Raw genomic sequence first — 24,420 nt, forward strand, 5'->3', positions numbered from 1 at the left:
CCGGGGACGGCTTTAAAGCCGCGTCGTCCCCGGTAATCACTCAGATCGAACGTTGGTTTACCCGCGCCGTAAGCTGCTCGGCGCTTTCTTTGCGCTCGGAATAGCGGTCCACCAAAAACTCGGTGCGGTCGCGCAGCAATAGGGTGAACTTCACCAGCTCTTCCATCACGTCGACCACCCGGTCGTAGTAGGGCGATGATTTCATGCGGCCGGCATCGTCGAATTCCAGGTACGCCTTGGGCACCGAGGACTGGTTGGGGATGGTGAACATGCGCATCCAGCGGCCCAGTACGCGCAGTTGGTTGACCACGTTGAACGACTGCGAACCCCCGCACACTTGCATCACGGCCAGGGTCTTGCCTTGGGTGGGGCGTACGGCGCCGAGGGCCAAGGGGACCCAGTCGATCTGCGCCTTGAACACGGCCGACAGGGCGCCGTGGCGTTCGGGCGAACACCAGACCTGGCCTTCGGACCACAGCACAAGGTCACGCAGTTCTTGCACTTTGGGGTGCTCTACCGGCACGTCGTCAGGCAACGGCAGGCCGGAGGGATCGAAGATGCGCGTCTCGGCACCGAAATGCTGCAGAAGGCGGGCGGCCTCTTCGGTCAGCAAGCGGCTGAAGGAGCGTTCGCGGGTCGACCCGTACAACAGCAGGATGCGCGGTTTGTGCTCGCTGGCACGGGGCGCGGCTGGGGCTGCGTCGAACAGGGACAGGTCGAGGTTGGGCAGTTGCTCGGACATGGGGCCTCCTTAAAGCGTGCCGATGCGGTCCAGCTCGCGCTGGAGCTCGTCGTGGCCGAGGGTATTGAAGGGGAGGGCGAAGAGGGCGTTGCAGCGTCGCTCGATGATGGCCAGCGTGGCGTTGAACGCGGCGTCAATCGCAGCCTCGTCACCCTCGACCTCGGAAGGGTCTTCCAGGCCCCAGTGGGCTTTTAGGGCCGGGCCGAAGTACACGGGGCAGGGTTCACCGGCGGCTTTGTCGCAGACGGTGATGACGATGTCTGGCGGGTTGGCGGCGAAGGCATCGTTACCTTTGCTGTGCAGGCCGTCTGTGGAAATGCCGGCCTGCTGCAGGGTGGTGAGGCTGCGCGGCAGCACCTGGCCTTTGGGAAAACTGCCGGCACTGACGGCTGCGAAGCCTGGCGGTGCCAGGTGATTGAACAGCGCTTCGCTGAGGATGCTGCGGCAGCTGTTGGCGGTGCACATGAACAGGACTTGCATTGGAAGGCTCTCTCGCGGGGTGGCGGCTTCAGCAGCAGGCGGCTGCGCGGACGGGGCGGTCGGCCATGTGCTGCAGGCGGGCTGTGTTCGCCTGCAGCCAGGTGGCATTGGCCTGCAACGTCACCTGCAGCATGTCGTGCACCCACGTGGGCAGGTCTGGGTTGAGGCGGTAATACACCCATTGGCCTTGGCGGCGATCCAGCAGCAGACCGCTGCTTCGCAGTTGGGCGAGATGGCGGCTGATTTTCGGCTGGCTGTCGTCGAGCGCGCACATCAGCTCGCAAACGCAGAGCTCGCCCAGGCTGGCGATGAGCAGGGTGGCGCGAGCGCGGGTCTCGTCGGCCAGGTTCTTGAAGACCTCGGGTGGGGTGATCATGGAGGTGCTCTTTACATATGGATAATCGAATATACGGATTTCCATATGTATTAGGCAAGCAGGAAAATGCGGCACGAAATTGATACAGAGCTAGCGGAAATCATCAGATTTTGGCTCTTCCTTGTAGGGCGTTTCTGAATAACTCTTTGCAGGCCATTGCGTCATTGAAGTGAGGGGGAGAGCCTTCTAGTCTGGCCGCGTCGGTGAGAAATCAACGACCAGGTCTGCAAGCCTGTAGGGTCAACTAGGAAGAGTCCACCATCAGCCACAGATGCTTTGCATCCGGCTGCGCTTTATGGTGGCTACGTACGGGTGGTCCTCGGACCAGCCGGGCATTCTCTCTAGTTGCCCCCGGCCTTGCAGGCCTGTATGTAGCCGCCACCCAATCATCTGCAAGTGAGCAGGTGGCGATCTGAATAGTGCAACTAGAGAGACTCGCCATGCTCAAGATCGTCCCCGACCCACCATGCTCCGCCGATACACCTCATCACCTCGAAGACACCCTGATCCAGGCCTCGGAGTACGTACTCTGCGCCTTGGCCGTCGCCCACCACGCCGTCTCCACGCTCCCCAAGTCGCCTGCCTCAATCATGACCCTGGCCGTCATGCACGAAATGGAAGCTGTGCGCACATTGCTGGAATCGGCGGTTGCGCAGGTGCAACTCACGGCCAGGCCGCACATGCAGACGCTGCATTGACATTCACCGATGCCGGGGCTGCTTTGCAGCCCTTCGCGGGCAAGCCCGCTCCTACAGCGGGCGTCGACGCGCTTGCGAACGTTGTTTTCAGCGCGACAGCGCAGGGAGATATGCAATGGACAAGGTATTACCAGAAGGCACTGGCACGCTGGGTTTGACCATAGGTTCAGCGTCGTGCCTGGACGGCGTGATACAGGGCAAGCGCCTGTTTCGCGTAGAGCCCGGCAACTGCTGTGACCATGCCATCGAGCAGGCGTCGGTGCTGATGGACTGCTCAAGACGAGCCTCGTTCATCGGGGTGATGGACGACGAACCTGTGCTGGTGTGGGCCTCGCACTTTCTTTGCGAAATGGCCAAGGCGCTGATGGACGATGCGCACATGGGCATGCGCAAGCACCGCTGATGCGTTAGCGCTCAACAGTGAAAGTGTAAACAATGAAGATCTTTTCCGAAGGTGATAGCGGCAGGGCACTTTGCGAGGATTGTCGGGCGGTAGTGCCCACGCACTATGCTCGCCGTGATGTACCGTTCAGCGATGGCCGAGGCGTGGCCAAGGACCTTTTGGTAGGCGTATGCACCCACTGCGACACCGTGGTCGCCATTCCGCCGGAGGCTACCCTGGCCTTGCAGCGTCTGGCTCGCTTGGCAGTCTAGCCAGCCGCCCCACGCCAGCTTCTACTGCGCCGTCACCGTCTGCCCCTTATGCGCCTGGCGCCACTGCTTGGGGCTGACATCGAACCAGCGGCGGAACGCGCGCGAAAACGCGCTGATCTCCGAATACCCAAGCAGCAAGGCCAGCTCGGAAATCGGCAGCGCGGACTGTTGCAGGTAGTAGGTCGCCAGCTCCTGGCGCACGGTGTCGATCAGGGTTGAAAAACTCAAGCCTTGCTCCTGCAGGCGGCGTTGCACTGTCCAGCTGGGCAGGCGCAACTGCTCGGCGACCTGCTCCAGGCTCGGGTAGCCGTCGCCGAGCAGGGCCCTGACCTGCGTCTTGACGTCATCGACAATGCCCGGTCGGTTGGTCGTGCCGGCCTGGCCGCCGAGCATGCGCATGCTTTCGATGACGATGGCCAGCAGCCGTGGGTCGCGGCCGGGCATCGGCCGGTCGAGCACGCTGCGGCGGAACACCAGCGAATTGCGTGGCTGGCCAAACAGCACCGGGGCGTCGAATACTTTGCAGTGCTCGTGCCAGGCCTCGGGTTGCGGGTGCTCGAACAGCACCTTTTCCGGCGTCCAGTTCTGGCCCAGCGCGTGGCGCATGAGGTTGAAGAACATGCCCAGCGACAGTTCGGCATCCTGGCGTCTGCGCACAATGGCGCCGTACTGCACCTGGTAGTCGAGGCGGTAGAACTCACCCATCGCCTCCAGCCGCAACAGGCTGCTCTGCTGGTGCACCGGGAAGGTGTCGACCACATTGCGCAAGGCATCGCCCAGGGTGGCCGAGCACATGCCCACGTAGCCGAGCAAACCCAGGGCGTCGGGCTTGAACTGCTGGCCGAAGCGCAGGCCGAAGTTGTCGTTGCCGGTTTGCCGGGCGGCTTCTTCGAACACCTGGCAATACTGGTTCAGGTCCAGGCTCAGGGTCGGGTGCTCCAGGCGTTCGGAGTCGATGCCGGCGCGCCCGAGGATGCGCTCGGCGTCGCCGCCTTGCTGGCCGATGAAGCTGACCAGGCCGGTTGCCGCCGAGGCGAGAATGCCGATCGCGTTGCCGGGCTGGGCGCCGGTGGGGTGGAGCGGACCTGGATGGACAACGTGCACGTAGAATCCTCCTCGATCGTTTACCGAGTGCTGCTGGGTAACGGTGGGAGCAATTTTCATTCCACGCCGCGCGAAACGCTGTAATCACACCGTTCAGCCGCTCAAGGGTACCTCTTTGCGGGCTGGGCTGGAGCACGCCAGGCGTGGGCGACGCACCAACAGGGTGCGTAGCCTTTGGTTACAAAACTGTTTCGTTCATGCCCGCGCGAGTGCGCCCACCGGGCGCTCCTGCAAGTAGCGCTGGCACAGCTCGACCGTTTGTTCGACCCACACCGGGCCCAGGCACTCGACCTGTGGGGTGCCGCGGTGGGTGCCGGTCCAGGCCAGCAGCTGCAGGCGCCGTTGCATGATTAGCGTTGGCAGCAGGGCGATGTCGCAGTCGTCAAGGCTGGCCACCGTGCTGTAGCCCTCCAGCCAGTTGTCTATCCAGTGCGGCAGGTCGGGGTGGTGTTCGAAAAAGCTCAGGGCTGCCGCCAGGTCATGCAGGTACCAGCCCATGCCGCAGTCGTCGAAGTCGATGATGCGCGTGCGGTCCCCCTGCACCAGCAGGTTGGTCAGACGCAGGTCGGCGTGGATCAGGCCAAAGCGCGATGGGTCCTCGCCATACCCGTGCAGCCGTTCGCCAATCACGCCCACGGCTTCGCTGATCAATGCGCTACCGCGTGTATCCAGGTAGGGCGCCGCACGCCAACTGCCCCAGTGGCCCTGGTCACCCAGCATGGTTTGGTGGTTCCAGGTCAGCCGCTGGAAGTTGCCCGGTCGTTGCCAGGTGCGGGCATGCCGGTGCAGGTGGGCGTTGATGGCGCCCAGCCGGCGAAAAGAAGCATTGAGTTGTTGCTGGTCGGGCTCGCCCCCGTCGATCCAGTGGAACAGCACCACAAACCGGCGGCCGTGGCCGGGCAGCTCGACAACCTGAATTGCCTCCCCATCCAGCCCCGTAATCGGCACAGGTACTTCCAGGCCAGCGCTTTGCAACGCCGCGAGCCAGGCCAGCTCGCTGGCGATGTCGGCCTGCTGGTGGTAGCCGGCGCGGTGCACCCGCATGACAAAACGTTGCCGTTGCCCCTGAACCTGATAGGTGGCGTTCTCCGAATGCACCAGTAACCCGATCTGGCCCTGGTAGGCCTCGGCATAGGCCGACAGCGCACGTTGGGCAAAGCGGTCGAGCACGGCAGGGCTGGTGTGGGAGGAGATATCGGTGGTCATCAGGCACGCTCCGTTGGCAGGGGTCTGGCTGCCAGCATGAGTCGAGCCCCGCGCCACTGGCTTGACCGCAAACCGCGAAATCTTGACCGCTCGCCACAAGGCGCCCAGGCCTGATCGAGAATTTGATCTTGCGACCCGCAACTTGTGCCCTGCGGTCAAGTCGGCCGCTGCCGGTCAGCCCACCATCGGTCCACATCACCGGCTAGGTCATTGGATCGAGGGCTTGAACATGCTGACTTCACTACAAGGCAAGAGCGTATTGGTCACCGGCGGCACCAGCGGCATTGGCTTGGGCATCGCCGTCGGCTTTGCCCGCCAGGGCGCCAAGGTGGCCATCAGTGGGCGGCAGCGGGACAAGGTCGAGGCCGTGGCCAGCCGCCTGCGCGACCAAGGCCTGGCAGTGATCGGGCTGGTCGCCGATGTGGCGCAGCGCGAGCCGGTGCGGCAGTTGATCGAGCAGGTGGTGCAGGCCCAGGGCGGGCTTGATGTGTTGTGCGCGAACGCGGGTGTGTTCCCCTCGGCGCCGCTGGAACAGATGACCGACGCCGATTGGGACCTGGTGCTTGATACCAACGCCAAAGGCACCTTCCTGTGCGTGCAGGCGGCGCTGCCGCACCTGCGCCGGGCGGCCTATGGCCGGGTGATTCTCACCTCTTCGATCACCGGGCCAGTCACTGGCTTCCCCGGTTGGGCGCACTACGGCGCGAGCAAGGCGGCGCAATTGGGCTTCATGCGTACGGCGGCCATCGAGCTGGCGCGCGATGGCATCACGATCAATGCCGTGCTGCCCGGCAACATCCTCACCGAGGGCTTGCAGGGCATGGGCGAGGCGTACCAGGCCAGCATGGCTGCGTCCATTCCACTCAAATGCCTCGGCCACGTCGAGGACATCGCCAACGCCGCGCTGTTTTTCGCCTCGAAAGAGGCCGGCTACATCACCGGGCAGAGCCTGATCGTCGACGGCGGGCAGATCCTGCCTGAGTCCCTGCAGGCACTCGCCTGACGCCTTGCACCATAACCCTATAAGAACGGAGTGCATCCTGATGAGCGAGATCTACAGTGGTGAACTGAAACTCACGCGCGATGGCCAGGCGCAGCCCCACCAGGTGCAGCGCCTGCGCAAGAACGCGGTGGGCCTGATGGGTGTGCTGTTCATGACGGTGGCGACGGCGGCGCCGATCACGGCAATGCTGGGCAACGTGCCAATCGCCATCGGCAGCGGCAATGGCCAGTACGCCCCCGCAGGCTACCTGGTGGCGACGATCATCCTGGCGCTGTTTGCCATCGGCTATGCGCAAATGGCCAAGTACATCACGGCCACCGGCGCGTTCTATGGGTTTATCTCCCATGGGCTGGGGCGGGTGGTGGGAATGGCCTCGGGGATTGCGGTCACGCTCACCTACATCGTGTTTGAAGCGGCGCTGGTGGGCATTTTCGCCTTCTTCTGCGAAGACCTGCTGGCCAGCGTCTTCGGCGTGCACGTGCCTTGGATCGTGTTCGCCCTGGCCATGCTGCTGGCCAATGGCGTGCTCAGCTACTTTGACATTTCCCTGACCGCCAAGGTGCTTGGGCTATGCCTGGTGCTGGAGATCCTGATGCTGGGGCTGATGGCCTTTGCCGTGCTGCTGCATGGCGGTGGCCCGCAGGGCATGGCCGCGGAGTCGATCAACCCGCTGAACGCGTTCAAACCCGCCGAGGGCGTGATCGGCGCGAATGCGGGCATAGGCCTGTTCTTCGCGTTCTGGTCGTGGGTCGGTTTCGAGTCCTCGGCGATGTACGGCGAGGAGTCGCGCAACCCGAAAAAGATCATCCCGCTGGCGACGCTGATCGCGGTCATCGGCATCGGGGTGTTCTATGTGTTCGTGTCGTGGATGGCCATCGCTGGCTCCGGGCCTGCCGAGGCCATTCGCCTGGCGCAAGACCCAGCCACTGCCGCCGAAGTGTTCTACGGGCCGACCCGCACCTACTTGGGTGAGTGGGCGGTGAGCCTGTTCAAGCTGCTGGTGGTGACCGGCTCGTTCGCCTGCGGCATGGCCTTCCACAACTGCGCGGCGCGCTACATCTATGCCCTGGGCCGGGAAAACCTGTTCGTGTTCCTAGGCCGTACCGTGGGCCGCACCCATGAGCGCCATGGTTCACCGCACATAGCCTCGACCGTGCAAAGCCTGATCGCCACGGTGATCGTCCTGGCGTTTCTGTTCACCGGTAAAGACCCCTACGCCGACCTCTACGCGCTGCTGGCCATTCTCGGCACCATGGGGATTCTCATCGTCCAGGCGCTGTGCGCCTTTGCCGTGGTCTGCTACTTCCATGTGGGCACTCAACGCCGTGCCCAGGCGCACTGGTTCAAGACCTTCCTCGCGCCCCTGCTGGGCGGCATCGGCATGCTCTACGTGGTCTACCTGCTGTTCGCCAACCTCAGTTTTGCCGCAGGCAGCGCGGCCGAGTCGCTGCTGTTCCGGCTGATCCCTTGGATCGTCGCGGCCAGCTTCGCGCTGGGGGGCTCCATTGCCCTGTACTTCCGCTACTTCGACCGCCGCAAGTACCACATCATCGGCAGCATCGTCATGGACGACGCGCGCCAGGACACCTGAGGAGACCGACCATGTTGAAAGTGAATGCCTTCCAGCCTGAACAGGCTGAGGCCCTGGACGCTGCCGAGCGCAGCCTGATCGAGCGCCGCCAGCGCCTGCTTGGCCCGGCCTATCAGTTGTTTTACGACAACCCGCTGCACCTGGTGCGGGGTGCCGGCACCTGGCTCTACGACCGCGCAGGCCGGGCCTACCTCGACCTGTACAACAACGTCGCTTCGGTCGGCCACAGCCACCCGCGTGTGGTCGAGGCCCTGGCCCGGCAGGCGGGCGAGCTCAACACCCATACCCGCTACCTGCACGAGGGGGTGCTCGATTATGCCGAGAAGCTGCTGGCGACCATGCCGGCAGCACTGGGCAACGTGATGTTCACCTGCACCGGCAGTGAAGCCAATGACCTGGCGCTGCGCATTGCCCGCGACTACACCGGTGGCACCGGGGTGATCGTGACCCGTTATGCCTATCACGGGATGACGTCGGCCATCGCCGAGCTGTCGCCTTCGGTGGGTGACTATGTGCCGTTGGGCCGCGATATCCGTGTGGTCGATGCCCCCCTGCATGTGCCAGAAGACCCGCAGCGGGTGGGCCAGGTATTCGCCGCCAAGGTGCGTGCCGCGCTGGCCGACATGCAGCGCCATGGTATTCGCCCGGCAGCGCTGCTGGTCGATACCCTGTTCACCAGCGATGGTGTGTTCGCCGACCCGCCGGGCTTCCTCTGCGAGGCGGTGGAGGCGGTGCGCGCTGCTGGTGGGCTGTTCATCGCTGACGAGGTGCAGCCGGGGTTCGGCCGCACCGGCACGCACATGTGGGGCTTCGAGCGCCATGGCCTGGTGCCCGACCTGGTGACGTTGGGCAAGCCGATGGGCAATGGCCACCCCCTGGCGGGGCTGACGGTACGCCCACAAATACTCGAGCGTTTTGGCCGCAACGCCAGCTACTTCAACACCTTTGGCGGCAACCCGGTGTCGGCGGCAGTGGGGCTTGCGGTGCTGCAGGTCATTGAGGACGAGGGTTTGCAGGAGAATGCCCGGCGCGTGGGCGCTCAGCTCAAGGAGGGCCTTGAAGGGCTTGCCCGTGAGCATGCCTGCCTGGGGCAGGTGCGGGGGGCAGGGTTGTTCATCGGTGCCGATGTGGTGGACGGGGAGGGCAGTGCCGATGGCCCGACGGCCCGGCGCATCACCAACTTGCTGCGTGATGAAGGCATGCTGATTGGTGTGTCGGGGGCACAGAACAATGCACTGAAGATCCGGCCGCAGCTGTGCTTCTCTGCGGAGAACGTCGAGCAGTTTCTCGGTGCCCTGCAGCGCGTGTTGCGCCAGCTGTGATGGGCTAGCAAAGGTAGTGTTCCTGCCACCCCGCCAGGGCTTGCCCTGGCGGGGTTTTCTGTTTGCAGGCCCTGCGTGATCAGTGCCCGGTTGCCGCCTTGCGCCCTTGCTCCTGGTCATAGCAACCGGCCTGCTCGAATACCGCGCGCACTTCATCGAGCACCAGCGGGTCTTCGATGGTCGGGGGTGTCGCGACGTCGGGGCTCGACGCCAGGCTGCGCAGGGTTTTGCGCAGGATCTTGCCGGAACGGGTCTTGGGCAGGCGCTTGAGGATGAACACCCGGCGCAGTGAGGCGATGGCACCGACCGCCTCGCGCACCCGCGCCACCAGCTCGCCTTCAAGTTGCGCAGGGTCTGGCTGCAGCCCTTGCTTGAGCACCACGAACCCGACCGGCACCTCGCCCTTGAGCTCCTCTGCCAACGCCACCACGGCGCACTCGGCGACGGCCGGGTGGTCGCCCAGGGCTTCTTCGAGGCTGCCGCTGGACAGGCGGTGCCCGGCGACATTGATCACATCGTCCACGCGGCCCATCACGAACAGGTAGCCGTCTTCGTCCAGGTAGCCGCCATCGCCACTGCAGTAATAGCCGGGGAACGCGTTCAGGTAGCTGTCGGCAAAGCGCTGCGCGTCCCCCCACAACGTGGTCAGCGTGCCGGGTGGCAATGGCAGGCGCAGGGCAATGTTGCCGGGCTGGTTGCTGGGCAACGGCTGGCCTTCGTCGTCGAGTATTGCCAGGCGGTAGCCGGGCATCGGCAGGCTCGCCGAGCCTGGTTTCATCGGCAGGTCGTCTAGCCCACGGGGGTTGCCGGCAATTGCCCAGCCCGTTTCGGTCTGCCACCAGTGGTCGACCACCGGGCAGGGTAGAAAGCCCTGCAGCCATTCGTAGGTCGGTGGGTCGAGGCGTTCGCCGGCCACATACACCGCCTTCAGGCAGGACAGGTCGCGGCCGGCGGCCAGGCGCACCTGTGGGTCCTCGCGCTTGATGGCGCGGAACGCGGTGGGCGCGGTGAAGAACACATTCACCCGGTGTTCGGCGATCACGCGCCAGAAGGCGCCGGCATCGGGTGTGCGCACCGGCTTGCCCTCGTAAAGCAAGGTGGTGCAACCGCGGATGAGCGGGGCATAGACGATGTAGGAATGCCCAACGACCCAGCCGATGTCCGAGGCCGCCCAAAACACTTCGCCGGGCTGCGCGTCGTACAGCGCTTGCATGCTGTAGTTAAGTGCCACGGCATGGCCGCCATGGTCGCGCACCACGCCTTTGGGCCTGCCGGTGGTGCCGGAGGTGTACAAGATGTACAGCGGGTCGGTGGCATCGACCGGTACCGCTGGCACCGCTTCGGCCTGGGCGAGCAGCGCCTGCCAATCGTGCTCGCGGGGGCCGCGCAGCAGGGCGCGAGCTTGTTCGCGTTGTTCGATCACCACGTGTGGCGTGTGCTTGGCGGCCAGTTGCAGGGCCTGGTCCAGCAATGGCTTGTAGGGCACCACCTGTTCGTACTCGATGCCACAGCTGGCGCTGAGCAGCACCTTGGGGCACGCATCGTTGATGCGCACGGCCAGTTCGGCCGCAGAGAAGCCACCAAACACCACCGAATGCACCGCGCCGAGCCTGGCGCAGGCCAGCATGCCGACCACCGCCTGAGGGATCATCGGCATGTAGATGATCACCCGGTCGCCGCGCGCCACCCCCAGCGCCCGCAGCATGCCGGCGCAGCGGGCTACGCGGTCCTGCAACTGGCGATAGCTGATGCGCTCTTGCACACCGCTGGCCGGTGAATCGTAGAGGATCGCGCAGCGCTCACCGGCTCCGTTGGCAACGTGCCGATCGACCGCCAGGTGGCAGGTATTGAGCTGGCCGTCGGCAAACCAGCGGCCGCCTGCGCCGGGGGTGTCGGTGAAGATCTGGCATGGGAAGCGCGACCAGTCCAGTTCGCTAGCCTGTTCGCGCCAGAACCCTTCCGGGTCCTCGGCCGCGCGGGTGTAAGCCTGCAGGTAGGTAGTCATGGGTGTTCTCCTTGTTACTGTTATTGTTTTTGCGACCCTCGGGCCATCCAGCCAAGCCTCATGGGCTGTAAAGGGGGCTGCCTTGCAGCCCATCGCCGGCAAGCCAGCTCCCACAGGTACGGCGCATGCTTGAGGTTTGTACTTACCTGTGGGAGCTGGCTTGCCGGCGATGGGTCGCGCAGCGGCCCCTTTGGCCCAGACCGGAACTCATAAACCCTCGGGCCTGCTTCAATCCTCCCAGTCGCTGGCTGCCGTCGCTTGACCATCGGGCACAATTACTTGACCGCCGAACGCTGGCTGTTGCCCCCGCAACAGTGTTTCGACAGTCTGCTGCGCAGAGGGCACCGCGCCCGGTCTGCGCTGTTGGCTATCCCATTGAGGCTCAACGCTATTTTCGTTTGGCACGGTTGCTGCGTTGTCGCCTTCAACCCTTCGAGGACAGCCAAGGAGCCTCCCCATGAGCCAAGCCCCAATCAAGTTCGCCTACTGGGTCCCCAACGTCAGCGGTGGCCTGGTGGTGAGCACCATCGAGCAACGCACCAGCTGGGACATCGACTACAACCGCAAACTGGCGCAGATCGCCGAAAAGGCGGGCTTTGACTACGCCCTGTCGCAAATTCGTTTCACTGCCGGTTATGGTGCCGACAACCAGCACGAGTCGGTCACCATCAGCCATGCGCTGCTGGCCGCCACCGAGAAGCTCAAGGTCATCGCGGCCATCCTTCCAGGCCCATGGAACCCGGCGCTGGCGGCCAAGCAACTGGCAACCATCGACCAGTTCACCCACGGCCGGATCGCCATCAACCTGGTGTCGGGCTGGTTCAAGGGCGAGTTCCACGCCATCGGCGAACCGTGGCTGGACCATGACGAGCGCTACCGCCGTTCAGAGGAGTTCATCCGTGCGCTGAAGGGCATCTGGACCCAGGACAATTTCACCTTCAACGGCGATTTCTATCGCTTCCGGGACTACACCCTCAAACCCAAGCCCTTGCAGCAGCCGCACCCGGAAATCTTCCAAGGTGGTAGTTCGCGTGCAGCGCGGGACATGGCGTCGCGGGTGTCGGACTGGTACTTCACCAATGGCAATACCGTGGAGGGGATCAAGGCCCAGGTCGACGATCTGCGTGCCAAGGCAGCCGCTAACGGCCATTCGATCAAGGTGGGGGTGAATGCCTTCATCATTGCCCGCGACACCGAGGAAGAGGCGCGGGCGGTGTTGCAGGAGATCATCGACAAGGCCAACCCCGAGGCGGTGAAGGCGTTTGGGCATGAGGTCAAGAACGCCGGGGCGGCCAGCCCGGAAGGCGAGGGCAACTGGGCCACGTCCAGCTTCGAGGACCTGGTGCAGTACAACGATGGGTTCAAGACCAACCTGATCGGCACACCGCTGCAGATTGCCAAGCGCATTGTTGCGCTGAAGGCGGTGGGGGTGGATTTGATCCTCTCAGGTTTCCTGCATTTCCAAGAGGAGGTGGCGTACTTTGGTGAGCATGTGTTGCCACTGGTGCGTGAGCTGGAGGTCGGGCGCCGGGTGGAAAAAGCGGTGGCGTGAGGCAACTGTGTGGGAGCGGGCTTGCCCCGCGAACACCGGCGGAGCCGGTGCCATGCACCGCGTGTTCGCATTCGCGGGGCAAGCCCGCTCCCACACAGCCCCGGCGATTATCGTGGTGCAGCCCTTTTCGACCGGTCCGGCGCCCCGGCAAGGCCGCTACAGGGGGCGAGGTAGTGGCTAGTAGCGTTGCAGGTGCTCGGCAAAGGTAGCGCCTTGGTATTGCCCGCGGAACAGCCCGCGCTCCACCAGCCGCGGCACCACCTCATCGAGGAAGCAATACACCGAGCCGAACGAGCCCCCCGGCGCCGCAATAAACCCATCCATTACACCCGCCTCGGCCCAGTCGGCAATTTCTTCCACCGCGTCGTCGACCGTGCCGATCACCTGCCAGTGCGCCGCCGAGAGCACTTCTGGGCGCATCAACAGCTCGCTAGGCAGCAACGATTCGCGCTCGATCAAGCGCCGCAACAAGCTCACATGCGTGCGGCTGGCACCGGGCAGCAGTTGCAGCGGTGGCAGGTCGGCAGCGTGAATGCGTCGGTCGCTTGGCCAGTTCGTCAGGTCGATGCCGATCATCTTTTCGATGGCAGCATATTTGCGTGCCTTGTCGACCCGCGCATGGGTGTCCATGAACAGTTCGCGCGCTTGCTCGCGCGTGGGCGCCAAGAACAGGCTGAGGCCCGGCAGCAGGCGGATGTCTGCGGGGGTGCGACCATGGCGTTCGGCCCGTCGTGAAAGGTCACGGCGCAGCTCGGCGGCGGCGGCCTGGTCGGGCGTGGGGGCGAAGACGATGTCGGCGACCCGGGCAGCGAAGTCGCGGCCACTGTCAGAGGCGCCCGCCTGGATCAGTGGAATGCGGCTGCCCTGTTCCGGCAGGTTGAGCGGGCCTTGCACCTGGAGGAAGTCGCCCTGGTGGTCTATTGGCTGGACTTGTGCCGGGTCGGCATAGACACCGTTGTCACGGTCGATTCGCAGCGCCTGGTTGGGGAAGCTGCGCCACAACCGCTGCACCACGTCGGTAAATTCGGCGGCGCGGGCGTAGCGCTCTTCGGCGCTGGGCATGGCAGGCAGACCGAAATTTTCGTGCCCTTGCAACGCGGTGACGATGTTCCAGCCCACGCGGCCGTTGCTCAGCCAGTTCAGAGACTGCAGCTGGCGAGCCACCAGGTACGGCGGGAAGAACGTGGTCGAAACGGTCGACACCAGGCCGATGTGCGTAGTCTCGCGGGTGAGCGCGGCCAGCAGCACCGTGGGGTCGAGGCTGGTGAAGCCCGAGCCGCTTTGCAGCGCGTCGGCGACCACGCAACTGACGTCGGGGCGGAACACGAAGTCCAGGTGCGCGGCTTCTGAGCGGCGTGCGATGTCCAGGGCGAAGTCGCTGCCAAACAGGCTTTCGACGCGGCTGTCTGGGCGCCGCCAGCCTTCGCCGCTTAGCCAGGTCGGGGCGAGCGACATGCCGATGTGCAGGCCTTGTTGATGAGTCATCAGGGTCGGTTCTCCAGTGGCTGGCAAATAAGCGCTGGCCGGTGCTTATCGGCCAGCAGGGGTGGCTTAGAACGCGCCTTTGACGCCCACGCCAAGCGTGCGCGGCTCGGTCATGCTGGCTTCGATCCCGCCAATGCCCCGGTTGGTCTGCATGTAGGTCGCGCTGCGCTCGTCGAAGACGTTCTTGACGTAGGTGTACACCTGGAGCTGGTCGTTGAAGCGGTAGCTCATGCGTGCATCGGCCACGGTGTAACCGTCGATGGCATAGCTTTTGGTGTTGGCGATATCCGAGTAGTAGCCATCGACGTGGCGCACTTGGGCGTTGAGGTTGAGGCGGTCGGTGATGTCCCAGCTCGGGCCGAAGCTGACGGTGTAGCCGGGCGAACGGGCAAACTCGTTATGCGCATAACTGCTGTTGGCGTCGATGTCGTCGATGCGGGTCTGCAGGGCGCCAGCGCTGGCCTTGAGGGTCAGGTTGTCCAGCACACGGTAGTCTGCCGACAGCTCGACCCCATAGGCGTGGGCCTTTTCGGCGTTGATGGTGTAGGACTGAGTCAGGCCTGAGGCCAGCACCACGGGGATGTTGTACTGCGCATCCTGCATGTCCATGTAGAACAGGTTGCCGTTCACGTGCAGGCGGTCGTTCAGCAGGCTGGCGCGGGCGAACAGTTCGTAGTTCCACATGCGCTCGTCGTCGAATTGCTCGAAGCGCTTGCTGCTCATGTTCAGCGACACACCGCCGGGGTTGTAGCCGCGGCTGACCATGCCGCCCACTGTCCATTCCGGGGTCAGGGCGTAGGCCAGCGATACCTTGGGCAGGAAGGCGTTGAAGGTCTTGTCGTAGTCCAGGCCATCGGTGGCGAAAGGCGAGGTGCCCTCGCGCTGGACCTGGTCTTGCTGGAAGCGCAAGGCCGTGGTCAGGGTCCAGCGGTCGTTCAGGCGATAGCTGACTTCACCGAACACGCCGAGATTGCGCTTGGTGTCGTCGAAGTCGGAGATGCCGCCGTAATACAGGATTTCATCGGAGTCAGTGCGAGCCAGGTACAGGCCGGCCATGCCGCTGAGGGTGTCTTGCTGCTCGCCGAAGGTGACGCGCGTTTCGTTGGAGAAGTTCTTCTGGCGGACATCGGCATCGCCGCTGTTGGCCACGCCCAGCACGCGGTGCACGTTGGACAGCGAGTACTGGGTCTGGTTGAACAGCTTCATGCCGTTGCCCAGTTCGTAATCGACATCGACGATATGCGTGTTGGTTTGCTGGTGCCAGCTGGGCATGGTGGCGCCGGTGTGGTTCAGCTTGTGAAACGGGTACGAGGCGGCTTCCTGGGTGGGGCGGTTGGAGTCGCCGTGGGCGAAGGTGTATTTCAGGCCCAGGCCGGGCACCGCTTCGGGCAGCCATAGCAACTTGCCGCGCAGGTTCAGCGAGCGGAAGTCCTGGTCGGTGCCGTGGCTGGCAAAGGACGGGTTGGTGTAGTCGATGAACGTGTCACGGGCGGCGTAATCCAGGGCCAGGCGGCCGGCCAGGTTGTCGGTCAGCGGCCCGGAGACCGCCAGCGAGCTGCGCCGGGCGTGGTAGCTACCCAGTTCTGCCTGGTAGGCCGCCTCCGGTGTGAAGGTCGGGTCTTTGGTCTTGACCACGATTGCCCCGGCAATGGCGTTGGCGCCCTGGCTGGTGGTCTGCGGCCCGCGGTAGACCTCGATGGTGTCGATGTCCCACACCGACGGTGCGCCGAAGTACATTTCGTTGTAGTTCAGGTAGTGCCCGTCGAGGTTGATCGTGGCCCGCGGTACCGTGCCGCCCCAGAACACGTTGGCGCCGTTGTTCGGGCCCTGGCTGTCCTGGCCGCGGATGATCGGCGCGCCGACCGAGTCGGTGTAGATCACGTTGGGCACATCGTTGAGCACTTCGTGCACCGAGGCGTTGCCGGTTTTAAGGGTATCGATCTCGCTGGCGTTCTTCACCGACACCGACGAGGCAGTGTTCTTGAGGTCGCGTTCGACCTTCTCGCCGCTCACCAGCACCGGTGCCAGCACGAGCTGCGAGTTGGCGGCGGCTGGCGTCTGTTCGGCCAGGACGGGTGGGGCGGCAAGCAGGGTGGACAGGGTCAGCACACCAAATCCTTGGCTGATCGAGCGTTGCGCGGGGTACTTCAAGACAACCTCCAAATGAGAACGATCCTCGTTTGCGATGGAAGGTATCACGGTGCCATCTCGTTCCGCAATAAAGAATCTATTCCTCGAAGTGGTATGGTGTGACCGCCCTGCACGTGCATTCGCACCCTGCGAGGGCCGCTGGCGGTATGATGGGCCGCCGCGCGTGCCGGGCGTGGCGCTGCCGCTTGGCCAGATAATCAGAAATGAGGAGATAGCCCCGTTGAACACTTTGCAGTCCCCTGCCGATGCGGAGCCGGAGAGCCCCGGCGAGAAGCGTTCCGGCACCATTCAGTCGGTGTCGATTGCTGCGCGGTTCCTGAATGTGCTGGCCAATGCCGAGAGTGAATTGAGCCTGGGCGAGGTCGCCCGTCGCACTGGTACCGGTGGTTCCACAGCGCATCGCTATCTGCAGAGCCTGGTCAAAGAAGGGCTGGCCAGGCAGGACCCGGCCAGCGCGCTGTATGACCTTGGCCCGGCAGCCCTGAGCATCGGCATTGGCGCCCTGAAACGGGTGGATGCAGTGGACATCGGCGCCCAGCACATGAAGGCCCTGGCGCAACGGCATGCCGCCAGCGGTGGCGTGGCGATCTGGACCGACCGCGGGCCGACCCTGGTGCGCTGGTACCGCAGTGCCTATTTCTCGATCAACCCCTTGGCGTTGGGCGACATCTTGCCCATCGACAACACCGCGTGCGGGCTGGTGTTCCAGGCGTTTCTGCCCAAGGCTACGATCGATGCCGCGCGCAAGTTGCAGCCGGCGCATTTTCGCGGCACCCCACCCAGTGCCAAGGTGCTGGAGCAGATTCGTCAGCATTGCTGGGCCGAGCTGACCAGCCACTTGCTGTCGAGCGTGACCGGGCAGGCCGCGCCGGTGTTCGACGCGCAGCAGGAAATCGTCTGCGTGATGACCACGGTCACTGACCTGGGGCAGTTGCGTGCGCCTGAAGACCGCCAGGCGCTGTTCCATGAGGCCGGGCTGGTCAACCAGGCCACCGGTGGCCGCATGCTCGGCGCACCGGCGCCGGTGCTGCCGGACTAAGCGGGCTCGCTGCGCCCGCGTGGCACCAGCAGCGGGGTGCCGCTGACCGGGTCTTCGATGATCAGCGCCGAAAGCCCGAACACGCGCTGCACCAGCGCTTCAGTGAAGATTTCGCTTGGCGCACCCTGTGCCACGATCGCGCCGTCGCGCATGGCCACCAGGTGGCTCGCGTAGCGGCAGGCCTGGTTGAGGTCGTGCAACACGGCCACGATGGTGCGGCCCTGCTGGTTCAGTTCGCGCAGCAACTCCAGCAGCTCGAACTGGTGCGCGATGTCCAGGTAGGTGGTGGGCTCGTCGAGCAGCAAAATCGGCGTGTCCTGGGCCAGCACCATGGCAATCCACACGCGCTGGCGCTGGCCGCCCGACAGTGCCTGCAGCGGGCGCTCGGCAAGCGCTTCGATACCGGTGGCACGCATGGCCTGCTGCACGGCGTGCTCATCGGCCTTCGACCATTGCCGCCACAGGCTCTGGTGCGGGTAGCGGCCGCGCGCAACCAGCTCGGCGACACTGATGCCGTCTGGCGCCGTGGCGCTTTGGGGCAGCAAGGCCAGGCGCCGGGCGACGTCTTTGGCAGGGCGTTGCTGGATGTCTTGGCCATCGAGCAGCACCTGGCCGCAGCTGGGGGCCAGCAACCGCGCCAATGCTGCCAGCAGAGTCGATTTACCGCATGCGTTGGGGCCGACGATGACAGTAAAAGCGCCATCCTCGATTTCCAGGGACAGGTCGTGCGACAGCGTTCGGGTGTCGCGGCGCAGGGTCAATGCACGGGCATGCAGGCGAGAGCTCATCGAAGGTCCTTGGCAAGGCTGGAATTTGCGGAATGGATTCTACATGATGGAATTAACTGCATGAGAAGTATTATCATGCGCACCTTGATTCCCTTCGAGCGAAGCCAGTCGATGAAGCCTTTACGTGTTTGCGCAGCACTGACCGCAGTTGCCCTGATGCTGTTTGGCCCTTGGGTGGCGGCCGCGCCCACGCGCATCGTGTCCACCACGCCGAGCGTTACCGGCATCCTTTTGGCGATGAATGCGCCGCTGGTGGCCAGCGCTGCGGCCACGCCCAGCCGCCTGACCGATGGCAAAGGCTACTTCTCGCAATGGGCGACGGTGGCGGACCAGCGGGATGTGCAGGTGCTGTACCGCAACCTGCAGTTCGACATCGAAGCCGTGGTGGCCAGTGCGCCCGACCTGCTGGTGGTGTCTGCCACCGGGGCCGACAGTGCCGCACCGCACCTGGCCGAGCTCCGCGCCCAAGGCATCCCTACGCTGGTCGTGAACTATTCCAACCAGTCCTGGCAGGCGCTGGCCACCGAGCTGGGCGCGCAAACCGGGCTGCAACGGCAAGCGCAGGAGGTGATCCAGCGTTTTGACGACTACACCCGTGAAACCGCCGCGCGCCTGCAGCCTTCACCGCGGCCGGTGATGCTGGTGGGCTACAACATCGGTGGTAGTTACTCCATCGGGCGTGCCATCAGCCCGCAGGCGCGGCTGCTCACAGCGCTCGGTTTCCAGGTCCGTGAGCTGCCCGAGGCGATGGCCGGACAGGTGATCCGGGCCACCGAGTTCCAGTTCATTTCCCGCGAGAACCTCGCCGCCGCGATTGGCGATGCCGACGTATTCCTGCTGAGCGCCGATGACAGCGATGTCCAGGCGTTTCGCAGCGACCCGGTGCTGGCTAACCTGCCCGCGGTACAGCATCAGCGGATTTACCCGCTGGGGCCCAGTTCGTTTCGCATCGACTATTACTCGGGGCGGCAAATGCTCGATACCGTCGCCGGCTACTTCCGCTGATCATGCATAACCTGTCGACCCAGCCCGTACGGGCTGCTGGCTGGGTGCGTGGCATGCCGCGCCAGGGCCTGTTGCTGGGCGTGCTGGTGTTGCTTGTGGCAGCGTTGGCCAGCTTGCTGATCGGTTCGCACCCCATCGCCATGCATGTCGTGTTCGACGCCCTCTACCAGCCCGACCTGCAGAATGATCAGCACCTGATCGTGCGTGAGTTGCGGGTGCCGCGCACCCTAGTGGCGCTGCTGGCCGGGCTGGCGCTAGGGGCGGCGGGTACCCTGATGCAGGCGCTGACGCGTAACCCGCTGGCCGAGCCTGGGCTGCTGGGCGTCAATGCTGGCGCTGCATTGGCGGTCATCCTGGGGGTCGCGCTGTTTGGCCTGACGCAGGTCGGGCAGTACATCCTGCTGGCCTTTCTGGGTGCTGGCGTTGCCGGTATTGCGGTGTTTCTGCTCGGCCAGGCTGGTGCCAATGACAGCAACCCGGTGCGCCTGGTGCTGGCCGGGGCCGGGCTGACGATGCTGCTGGCGTCGCTGACCGGTATCGTCGTGCTCAACACCCCGCCGCAAGTCTATGACCACTTCCGCCATTGGGCCGCCGGCTCACTGGCCGGCAGCAGCACGGCCACATTGCTGCTGCCAACCCTGGCCATTGCCCTGGGGCTGGTCCTTGCGGCGGCGCTCATGCCGCAGCTCAACGCACTGGCACTGGGGCGGGACCTGGGCAGGGCGCTGGGGGTGAACGTGCGCCTGACCTGGGCGCTGGCCTGTGTCGCGCTGATGCTGCTGGCCGGCAGCGCGACGGCGATCGCCGGGCCCATCGGGTTCGTCGGCCTGGTCGCCCCGCACCTTGCGCGCTTGCTGGTTGGCCCGGATTACCGACGCATGCTGCCCTATGCGGCGCTGATTGCCGCGTTGCTGTTGCTGGGCGCCGACCTGCTGGGGCGGGTGCTTGCCGCGCCGGCAGAACTGGCTGCCGGGACCCTGGCGCTGTTGCTGGGTGGGCCGGCGTTCATCGTGCTGATAAGCAGGTTTCGACTATGCCATCTCTGACTACTCCACGCGTGCTCAGGTGTGGCACGTTCAGCGTGCGTTTCAGCCCACGGGCGGTGCTGGTCGGCAGTGCGCTGTTGCTGTTGGTGCTGGGCATGGCGATTGTGCTGCTGGGCACCGGCAGCCTGCCGATTGGTGCCGGGCAAGTACTGGGCAGCTTGCTGGGGCAGGGGGACAGTGACATGACCCAGCGCATCGTCACGCGGGTGCGCTTGCCACGGGTGCTTACCGGCCTGCTGGTGGGTGCGGCGCTGGGCATGGCCGGGGCGATCTTCCAGTCGATTGCCCGCAATGCCCTGGGCTCGCCCGACGTCATCGGCTTTACCACCGGCGCGGCGAGCGGTGCCATCGTGCAGATCATTGTGTTCGACGCCGGCCCGTTGGCCACGGCGTTGGCGGCGGTGGCGGCGGGCATGCTCACGGCACTGCTGGTTTTACTCCTGGCGCGCCGGGGGCAGGGCAGCGAGGGCTACCGGTTGGTGCTGGTGGGCATTGGCATGGGCGCCACGCTGTCAGGTCTTAACCAACTGTTGTTGGTCACGGGGGATCTTGATCAGGCACTGTTTGCCCAGTTGTGGCTGGCCGGTTCGCTCAACACCCGGACTTGGGCGCATGTCGTCCCTGCCGCGCTGGGCCTTGCGCTGATCCTGCCGATAGCGCTGCTGCACGGCCGCGAACTGGCACTGCTGGAGATGGGCGATAACTCGGCCAGTCAGCTGGGGGTGGCGGTTGGGCGGTCGCGGCTGGTGCTGGTACTCGCCGCCGTGGGGCTGACGGCCATTGCCACTGCCGCTGCCGGGCCGATTGCGTTCATTGCCCTGGCGGGGCCGCAATTGGCGCGGCGGCTGACGCGTACGGCCAGCGCGCCGCTGGTGTGCGCCGCCTTGATGGGGGCAACCTTGCTGTTGGTCGCCGACTGGCTGAGCCAGCGCCTGGCCGCCACGGCGCAGTTGCCGGTCGGGCTGGTGACCGGGGTGTTGGGGGGCGGGTACTTGCTGTGGTTGATTACTGCTCAGCGTAAGCGGTCAATGTAGGCGCGTCAGGCCTGAGGCCTGGCAGGACATCAATGCATACAGTGCTTGAATTGGCTCAATCGGCCAAACCCGTTAAGGTATCGCCCCTCGCAAGGATTGCCCCGCTTCAGGATAGGTTCGATGCCGTTTTCCAGTACCAACCCGCCCTTCGGCCTGCTCAACGGCCGCCGGTTCATACCCGACGCATCACTCAAGCCCCTGCTCGAGGGTTATTCAGCGTTGCAGATTCCCGGCCCGGAAACGGTCTGGGCCACCGGCGAGGTCGACCTCGGCGATTCGGTGCACCTGCTGCGGTATTACCTGGACAACGAAGACTACTGGCTGCAAGTGCTGATGAGCGGCGACAAGGTGGGCGATAGCGTGCTGTTCGGTTATCACAGCGCCGTAGCCCTTCACGATGAGGCGCACCTTCAGCGCCTTGTCGGTAGCCAGTCCAAGGTCGGCCTGCCGATCTACGAACACGACGGCTGTCTGTATTCCCGCCAGTGGGGCCGTGAGCCGGGCCAGGCCAGGTTGGTGCCGTTGTACGAGCGGGTGGTCAGCCCCGACGCCCGTTATGGCATCCAGCACCTGTCAATGCTCTACGCCCGCGACACCGGCCTGCCTGAGCGCCGCGAATTTCTGCTGTTGTCGGCGGAGGAAGACGAGGCGGGCAAGGCCACCCTCACCACCTCGCTCGGCATCACCCTGCTCCCCACGGACTTTCACGTAACCTGACAAGGACTCACCATGCTCGACGCGCTACGCCTGTCGCTCAATGCCTCTGCAGTGACCGGCTTCATCCTCTATATCAGCGTGGCACTGTTGCTGTTCTGGCTGTTCCAGTTCATCTACACCCGCCTTACTCCGCACCGGGAGTTCGCGCTCATTCGTGAGAACAACCCGGCCGCGGCCATTGCCTTGGGCGGCTCGCTGATCGGCTTCTCGCTGCCGGCCAGCAATATCATTGCCTACAGCGTTGGCATCCTGGATTTCGTGGCCTGGGTCGTGATCGCCGCTGTGGTTCAATTGATTGCCTTTGGCATTACCAGCCTGGTGCTGCGCGACCTGTCCAGGCGTATCGCCGCCGGCGAGCTGGCTGCGGCCATTTACGCTGCCAGCGTGGCGATCAGCGTCGGCTTCCTCAATTCGGCCTGCATGACCCCGTCGGCCTGACGCGCAAGGAGCCCCCATGAAACCCCCAATGAGACGCAGCTCCGTCAAGCTGGTGCTGGCCAGCTCGCTGCCCTTGGCCCTGACCGCGTGCAGCCCGCAAGAGGAGACCTACACCGTCAGCCAGCAGGTGAACTACGACAGTGTCGAAGCCTGTGTCAGCGACAAGGTGCCGGAGAAGGCGTGCAACGATGCCTACAAGCAGGCGCTGGCCGAGTACCGGCGTACCACGCCGACCTATGTGTCCAAGCCCGCGTGCGAAGCAGAATTTTCCCCTGATGGCTGCCAGATCAGCGCCGGTGGCCGTTACATGCCGCGCATGAGCGGGTTCGCGTTGGAGACCACCGGCGAGGTGACCCAGGCCCAGGTCGATGCGGCGCACGCCCAGGGCGGCGGTTATGGCCATGTCGCTACCGCCGTGGTGGCTGGCATGCTACTGGGGCAGATGGCCAACAGCGCCGACCGCCGTTACCGCGCGCAGCCGCTGTATGCGTATCGCGAGGGTGCCGGGCAGCGCAATGGCCTGCTTGGGCAGCGCTACGGCACGGCCGGGGGCATTCAGCGCAGCAACAAAGACGAGCAGAGCAGCAGCGGCGGTGGCTCCGGCGGCGGCGGTGGTAGCTATGGCGCCTCAGGCCGCAGCGCGTCGCGCTCGGCGGTGTCTGCATCCATCTCGCGGGGTGGGTTTGGCAGCCAGGCGACGGCTCGAAGCGGCTGGGGCGGCAAGTCCGGTAGCTTCTTCGGGGGGTAAGCATGCGCAAGGTCGAACTCGCAGAGCGCCCAGGCTGGCGCAAGACAGCCCAGCAAGAAGGCTTTGCCTTCCACACCCTCGACGGCGAGCGTTACTGGGATGAACGGGGTTACTACCAGTTCAGCCAGGCCCAGGTCGAGCGGGACCTGCAGGCACCGACCGAGGCGCTGCACGCGATGTGCCTGGAGGCTGTCGGGCGCATCGTCGACAGCGAGGCGCTGATGGCACGCCTGGCGATTCCACCGGCATTCTTCGACCTGGTGCGGCAATCGTGGCTGGCGCGGCAGCCGCACCTTTATGGGCGTTTCGATTTCAGCTATGACGGCCATGGCCCCGCGAAACTGATCGAGGCCAACTACGACACGCCGACTTCGTTGTACGAAGCTGCGGCGTTTCAGCTGATCTGGCTGGAAGAACAGATCCAGCGCGGCGTTCTGCCCGCGCAGGCCAGCCAGTTCAATACCCTGGCCGAAGACCTGGTGCAGGCGTTTGCCGCGCAGCCGGGGCAGGGCACGTTCTACTTCTCGACCATCTCGGGCTCGGTGGAAGACCGTGGCACCACGGATTTTCTGCGCAAGATGGCCGCCCACGCGGGTATTCATACCCGGCACATCGACCTGGAGGACATCGGCCTGAATGGCGAGGGGCGTTTCGTCGACCTGGAGGGGCGGCCAATCCCGCGGCTGTTCAAGCTGCATGCCTGGGAGCATATCTTCCACGAAGACTTCGGCAGGGCTATCCCGGGGTGCGACACGCAGTTCGTCGAGCCGCCCTGGAAGGCGCTGATCTCCAACAAGGGCATCTTGCCGTTGCTGTGGGAGTGGTACCCAGGGCACCACAATCTGTTGCCCGCCTTCGTCGATGACAACCCTTCGCGGCCAGTGCCTAGAGGGTGGGTGCGCAAGCCGTATTTCTCGCGGGAAGGGGCCAATGTCGATATCCGCACCGGCGCGGGGCAGCGGGTATTCGAGGACGGCCCTTATGACGATGCACCGTACATCCTGCAAGGGTTTGCGCCGCTGCCCAGGTTTGGCGACAGCTACACGCTGATCGGTTCGTGGGTGGTCGGCGACAAGGCGGCAGGGATGGGGATTCGTGAGGATGATTCGCTGATTACCAAAGACAGTTCACGGTTTGTGCCGCATGTCGTGCTGGGCTGACGGACTGCAAAGCGGGGCAACTGAAACAGCCTGAACCTCACGTCGGTTTCAGGATGCGCCTGGTCGTTCGCATGCA

General features: G+C 64.7%; 24 protein-coding genes. 15 read left to right on the forward strand and 9 right to left on the reverse strand.

The window, feature by feature from the left end; translation table 11 throughout:
- Positions 1-40 precede the first annotated feature (40 nt).
- From arsH to AC5PZ0_RS24975, 3 genes are read right to left on the reverse strand one after another with little or no spacing between them, the layout of a single operon-like run.
- Positions 41-742 (reverse strand): arsenical resistance protein ArsH, encoded by a 702-nt coding sequence (arsH, locus tag AC5PZ0_RS24965; RefSeq protein ID WP_493855942.1) that lies wholly within the window; start codon positions 740-742, stop codon positions 41-43.
- 9 nt (positions 743-751) lie between these two features.
- Positions 752-1,222: an arsenate reductase ArsC gene (locus tag AC5PZ0_RS24970; RefSeq protein ID WP_493855943.1), complete on the reverse strand. Its 471-nt coding sequence runs from the start codon at positions 1,220-1,222 to the stop codon at positions 752-754.
- Between the two features lie 28 nt (positions 1,223-1,250).
- On the reverse strand, positions 1,251-1,598 hold the full coding sequence (locus AC5PZ0_RS24975) for a metalloregulator ArsR/SmtB family transcription factor (RefSeq protein ID WP_238216282.1): 348 nt from the start codon (positions 1,596-1,598) through the stop codon (positions 1,251-1,253).
- A 440-nt stretch (positions 1,599-2,038) separates the two neighbouring features.
- Between AC5PZ0_RS24975 and AC5PZ0_RS24980 the strand changes: the two genes are divergently transcribed.
- The 3 genes from AC5PZ0_RS24980 (at position 2,039) to AC5PZ0_RS24990 (ending at position 2,950) form a co-directional block, all read left to right on the forward strand.
- Positions 2,039-2,296 carry a hypothetical protein gene (locus AC5PZ0_RS24980; protein ID WP_258703842.1) on the forward strand — a complete coding sequence of 86 codons (258 nt, stop codon included), beginning with the start codon at positions 2,039-2,041 and terminating at the stop codon, positions 2,294-2,296.
- 115 nt (positions 2,297-2,411) lie between these two features.
- Entirely contained in the window at positions 2,412-2,699 is a 288-nt protein-coding gene (locus AC5PZ0_RS24985) for a DUF3077 domain-containing protein (RefSeq protein ID WP_493855944.1), read from the forward strand.
- Between the two features lie 92 nt (positions 2,700-2,791).
- Entirely contained in the window at positions 2,792-2,950 is a 159-nt protein-coding gene (locus AC5PZ0_RS24990) for a hypothetical protein (RefSeq protein WP_493855945.1), read from the forward strand.
- A 21-nt stretch (positions 2,951-2,971) separates the two neighbouring features.
- Here the strand turns inward: AC5PZ0_RS24990 and qhpR are convergent, their stop codons facing one another.
- Positions 2,972-4,054, reverse strand: a complete 1,083-nt coding sequence (gene qhpR / locus AC5PZ0_RS24995; protein WP_493855946.1) for an AraC-like transcriptional regulator QhpR — start codon at positions 4,052-4,054, stop codon at positions 2,972-2,974.
- 195 nt (positions 4,055-4,249) lie between these two features.
- Entirely contained in the window at positions 4,250-5,260 is a 1,011-nt protein-coding gene (locus AC5PZ0_RS25000; protein ID WP_493855947.1) for a phosphotransferase enzyme family protein, read from the reverse strand.
- A 229-nt stretch (positions 5,261-5,489) separates the two neighbouring features.
- Between AC5PZ0_RS25000 and fabG the strand changes: the two genes are divergently transcribed.
- Genes fabG through AC5PZ0_RS25015 form a run of 3 tightly spaced genes read left to right on the forward strand, consistent with a single transcriptional unit; the run spans position 5,490 to position 9,176 of the window.
- Positions 5,490-6,263 carry a 3-oxoacyl-ACP reductase FabG gene (gene fabG / locus AC5PZ0_RS25005; protein ID WP_099430006.1) on the forward strand — a complete coding sequence of 258 codons (774 nt, stop codon included), beginning with the start codon at positions 5,490-5,492 and terminating at the stop codon, positions 6,261-6,263.
- 40 nt (positions 6,264-6,303) lie between these two features.
- Positions 6,304-7,854, forward strand: a complete 1,551-nt coding sequence (locus AC5PZ0_RS25010) for an APC family permease (protein WP_099430005.1) — start codon at positions 6,304-6,306, stop codon at positions 7,852-7,854.
- A gap of 11 nt (positions 7,855-7,865) precedes the next feature.
- On the forward strand, positions 7,866-9,176 hold the full coding sequence (locus tag AC5PZ0_RS25015) for an aspartate aminotransferase family protein (protein WP_493855948.1): 1,311 nt from the start codon (positions 7,866-7,868) through the stop codon (positions 9,174-9,176).
- Between the two features lie 79 nt (positions 9,177-9,255).
- Here AC5PZ0_RS25015 and AC5PZ0_RS25020 read toward each other — a convergent pair whose 3' ends face one another.
- The gene (locus tag AC5PZ0_RS25020) at positions 9,256-11,181 is read right to left on the reverse strand and encodes an AMP-binding protein (protein ID WP_493855949.1); all 1,926 of its coding nucleotides are present in this window, start codon (positions 11,179-11,181) and stop codon (positions 9,256-9,258) included.
- Positions 11,182-11,638: 457 nt separating this feature from the next.
- On the opposite strand from AC5PZ0_RS25020, the gene sfnG reads away from it, so the two are divergent.
- Positions 11,639-12,733 (forward strand): dimethylsulfone monooxygenase SfnG, encoded by a 1,095-nt coding sequence (gene sfnG / locus AC5PZ0_RS25025; RefSeq protein WP_493855950.1) that lies wholly within the window; start codon positions 11,639-11,641, stop codon positions 12,731-12,733.
- A 177-nt stretch (positions 12,734-12,910) separates the two neighbouring features.
- Here the strand turns inward: sfnG and AC5PZ0_RS25030 are convergent, their stop codons facing one another.
- Positions 12,911-14,218 carry an NtaA/DmoA family FMN-dependent monooxygenase gene (locus AC5PZ0_RS25030; protein WP_493855951.1) on the reverse strand — a complete coding sequence of 436 codons (1,308 nt, stop codon included), beginning with the start codon at positions 14,216-14,218 and terminating at the stop codon, positions 12,911-12,913.
- A gap of 66 nt (positions 14,219-14,284) precedes the next feature.
- The gene (locus AC5PZ0_RS25035) at positions 14,285-16,369 is read right to left on the reverse strand and encodes a TonB-dependent receptor (protein ID WP_493855952.1); all 2,085 of its coding nucleotides are present in this window, start codon (positions 16,367-16,369) and stop codon (positions 14,285-14,287) included.
- 220 nt (positions 16,370-16,589) lie between these two features.
- Here AC5PZ0_RS25035 and AC5PZ0_RS25040 point away from each other — a divergent pair, with 220 nt between their 5' ends.
- Entirely contained in the window at positions 16,590-17,408 is an 819-nt protein-coding gene (locus tag AC5PZ0_RS25040) for an IclR family transcriptional regulator (RefSeq protein WP_099430000.1), read from the forward strand.
- Here AC5PZ0_RS25040 and AC5PZ0_RS25045 read toward each other — a convergent pair.
- Positions 17,405-18,196, reverse strand: coding sequence for an ABC transporter ATP-binding protein (locus AC5PZ0_RS25045; protein WP_265969116.1), 792 nt, complete (start codon positions 18,194-18,196; stop codon positions 17,405-17,407). The two genes, AC5PZ0_RS25040 and AC5PZ0_RS25045, sit on opposite strands and share 4 nt — an antisense overlap.
- 111 nt (positions 18,197-18,307) lie before the next feature.
- Here AC5PZ0_RS25045 and fepB point away from each other — a divergent pair, with 111 nt between their 5' ends.
- The 7 genes from fepB (at position 18,308) to AC5PZ0_RS25080 (ending at position 24,344) form a co-directional block, all read left to right on the forward strand.
- Positions 18,308-19,201, forward strand: coding sequence for a Fe2+-enterobactin ABC transporter substrate-binding protein (gene fepB, locus AC5PZ0_RS25050; protein ID WP_493855964.1), 894 nt, complete (start codon positions 18,308-18,310; stop codon positions 19,199-19,201).
- 53 nt (positions 19,202-19,254) lie between these two features.
- Positions 19,255-20,247 (forward strand): FecCD family ABC transporter permease, encoded by a 993-nt coding sequence (locus tag AC5PZ0_RS25055; RefSeq protein WP_493855965.1) that lies wholly within the window; start codon positions 19,255-19,257, stop codon positions 20,245-20,247.
- Positions 20,235-21,281: a FecCD family ABC transporter permease gene (locus AC5PZ0_RS25060; RefSeq protein ID WP_493855953.1), complete on the forward strand. Its 1,047-nt coding sequence runs from the start codon at positions 20,235-20,237 to the stop codon at positions 21,279-21,281. The genes AC5PZ0_RS25055 and AC5PZ0_RS25060 overlap by 13 nt, the downstream gene beginning before the upstream one ends.
- A gap of 120 nt (positions 21,282-21,401) precedes the next feature.
- The gene (locus tag AC5PZ0_RS25065) at positions 21,402-21,998 is read left to right on the forward strand and encodes a DUF2491 family protein (protein WP_493855954.1); all 597 of its coding nucleotides are present in this window, start codon (positions 21,402-21,404) and stop codon (positions 21,996-21,998) included.
- A 12-nt stretch (positions 21,999-22,010) separates the two neighbouring features.
- The gene (locus AC5PZ0_RS25070; protein WP_027596588.1) at positions 22,011-22,436 is read left to right on the forward strand and encodes a DUF350 domain-containing protein; all 426 of its coding nucleotides are present in this window, start codon (positions 22,011-22,013) and stop codon (positions 22,434-22,436) included.
- A 16-nt stretch (positions 22,437-22,452) separates the two neighbouring features.
- Complete coding sequence (locus tag AC5PZ0_RS25075; protein ID WP_493855955.1) at positions 22,453-23,184, forward strand: DUF1190 domain-containing protein; 732 nt, start codon at positions 22,453-22,455, stop codon at positions 23,182-23,184.
- Positions 23,185-23,186: 2 nt separating this feature from the next.
- The gene (locus tag AC5PZ0_RS25080; RefSeq protein WP_493855956.1) at positions 23,187-24,344 is read left to right on the forward strand and encodes a glutathionylspermidine synthase family protein; all 1,158 of its coding nucleotides are present in this window, start codon (positions 23,187-23,189) and stop codon (positions 24,342-24,344) included.
- Positions 24,345-24,420: the final 76 nt, after the last annotated feature.

Source organism: Pseudomonas sp. 5.2, from assembly GCF_059025405.1.

Excerpts from the sequence above, each read along its gene's own strand:
- arsH (WP_493855942.1), bottom strand. The coding sequence starts at position 742 with ATGTCCGAGCAACTGCCCAACCTCGACCTGTCCCTGTTCGACGCAGCC.
- AC5PZ0_RS24970 (WP_493855943.1), bottom strand. The coding sequence starts at position 1,222 with ATGCAAGTCCTGTTCATGTGCACCGCCAACAGCTGCCGCAGCATCCTC.
- AC5PZ0_RS24975 (WP_238216282.1), bottom strand. The coding sequence starts at position 1,598 with ATGATCACCCCACCCGAGGTCTTCAAGAACCTGGCCGACGAGACCCGC.
- AC5PZ0_RS24980 (WP_258703842.1), top strand. The coding sequence starts at position 2,039 with ATGCTCAAGATCGTCCCCGACCCACCATGCTCCGCCGATACACCTCAT.
- AC5PZ0_RS24985 (WP_493855944.1), top strand. The coding sequence starts at position 2,412 with ATGGACAAGGTATTACCAGAAGGCACTGGCACGCTGGGTTTGACCATA.
- AC5PZ0_RS25000 (WP_493855947.1), bottom strand. The coding sequence starts at position 5,260 with ATGACCACCGATATCTCCTCCCACACCAGCCCTGCCGTGCTCGACCGC.
- fabG (WP_099430006.1), top strand. The coding sequence starts at position 5,490 with ATGCTGACTTCACTACAAGGCAAGAGCGTATTGGTCACCGGCGGCACC.
- AC5PZ0_RS25010 (WP_099430005.1), top strand. The coding sequence starts at position 6,304 with ATGAGCGAGATCTACAGTGGTGAACTGAAACTCACGCGCGATGGCCAG.
- AC5PZ0_RS25015 (WP_493855948.1), top strand. The coding sequence starts at position 7,866 with ATGTTGAAAGTGAATGCCTTCCAGCCTGAACAGGCTGAGGCCCTGGAC.
- AC5PZ0_RS25020 (WP_493855949.1), bottom strand. The coding sequence starts at position 11,181 with ATGACTACCTACCTGCAGGCTTACACCCGCGCGGCCGAGGACCCGGAA.
- sfnG (WP_493855950.1), top strand. The coding sequence starts at position 11,639 with ATGAGCCAAGCCCCAATCAAGTTCGCCTACTGGGTCCCCAACGTCAGC.
- AC5PZ0_RS25030 (WP_493855951.1), bottom strand. The coding sequence starts at position 14,218 with ATGACTCATCAACAAGGCCTGCACATCGGCATGTCGCTCGCCCCGACC.
- AC5PZ0_RS25045 (WP_265969116.1), bottom strand. The coding sequence starts at position 18,196 with ATGAGCTCTCGCCTGCATGCCCGTGCATTGACCCTGCGCCGCGACACC.
- fepB (WP_493855964.1), top strand. The coding sequence starts at position 18,308 with ATGAAGCCTTTACGTGTTTGCGCAGCACTGACCGCAGTTGCCCTGATG.
- AC5PZ0_RS25055 (WP_493855965.1), top strand. The coding sequence starts at position 19,255 with ATGCCGCGCCAGGGCCTGTTGCTGGGCGTGCTGGTGTTGCTTGTGGCA.
- AC5PZ0_RS25060 (WP_493855953.1), top strand. The coding sequence starts at position 20,235 with ATGCCATCTCTGACTACTCCACGCGTGCTCAGGTGTGGCACGTTCAGC.
- AC5PZ0_RS25065 (WP_493855954.1), top strand. The coding sequence starts at position 21,402 with ATGCCGTTTTCCAGTACCAACCCGCCCTTCGGCCTGCTCAACGGCCGC.
- AC5PZ0_RS25070 (WP_027596588.1), top strand. The coding sequence starts at position 22,011 with ATGCTCGACGCGCTACGCCTGTCGCTCAATGCCTCTGCAGTGACCGGC.
- AC5PZ0_RS25075 (WP_493855955.1), top strand. The coding sequence starts at position 22,453 with ATGAAACCCCCAATGAGACGCAGCTCCGTCAAGCTGGTGCTGGCCAGC.
- AC5PZ0_RS25080 (WP_493855956.1), top strand. The coding sequence starts at position 23,187 with ATGCGCAAGGTCGAACTCGCAGAGCGCCCAGGCTGGCGCAAGACAGCC.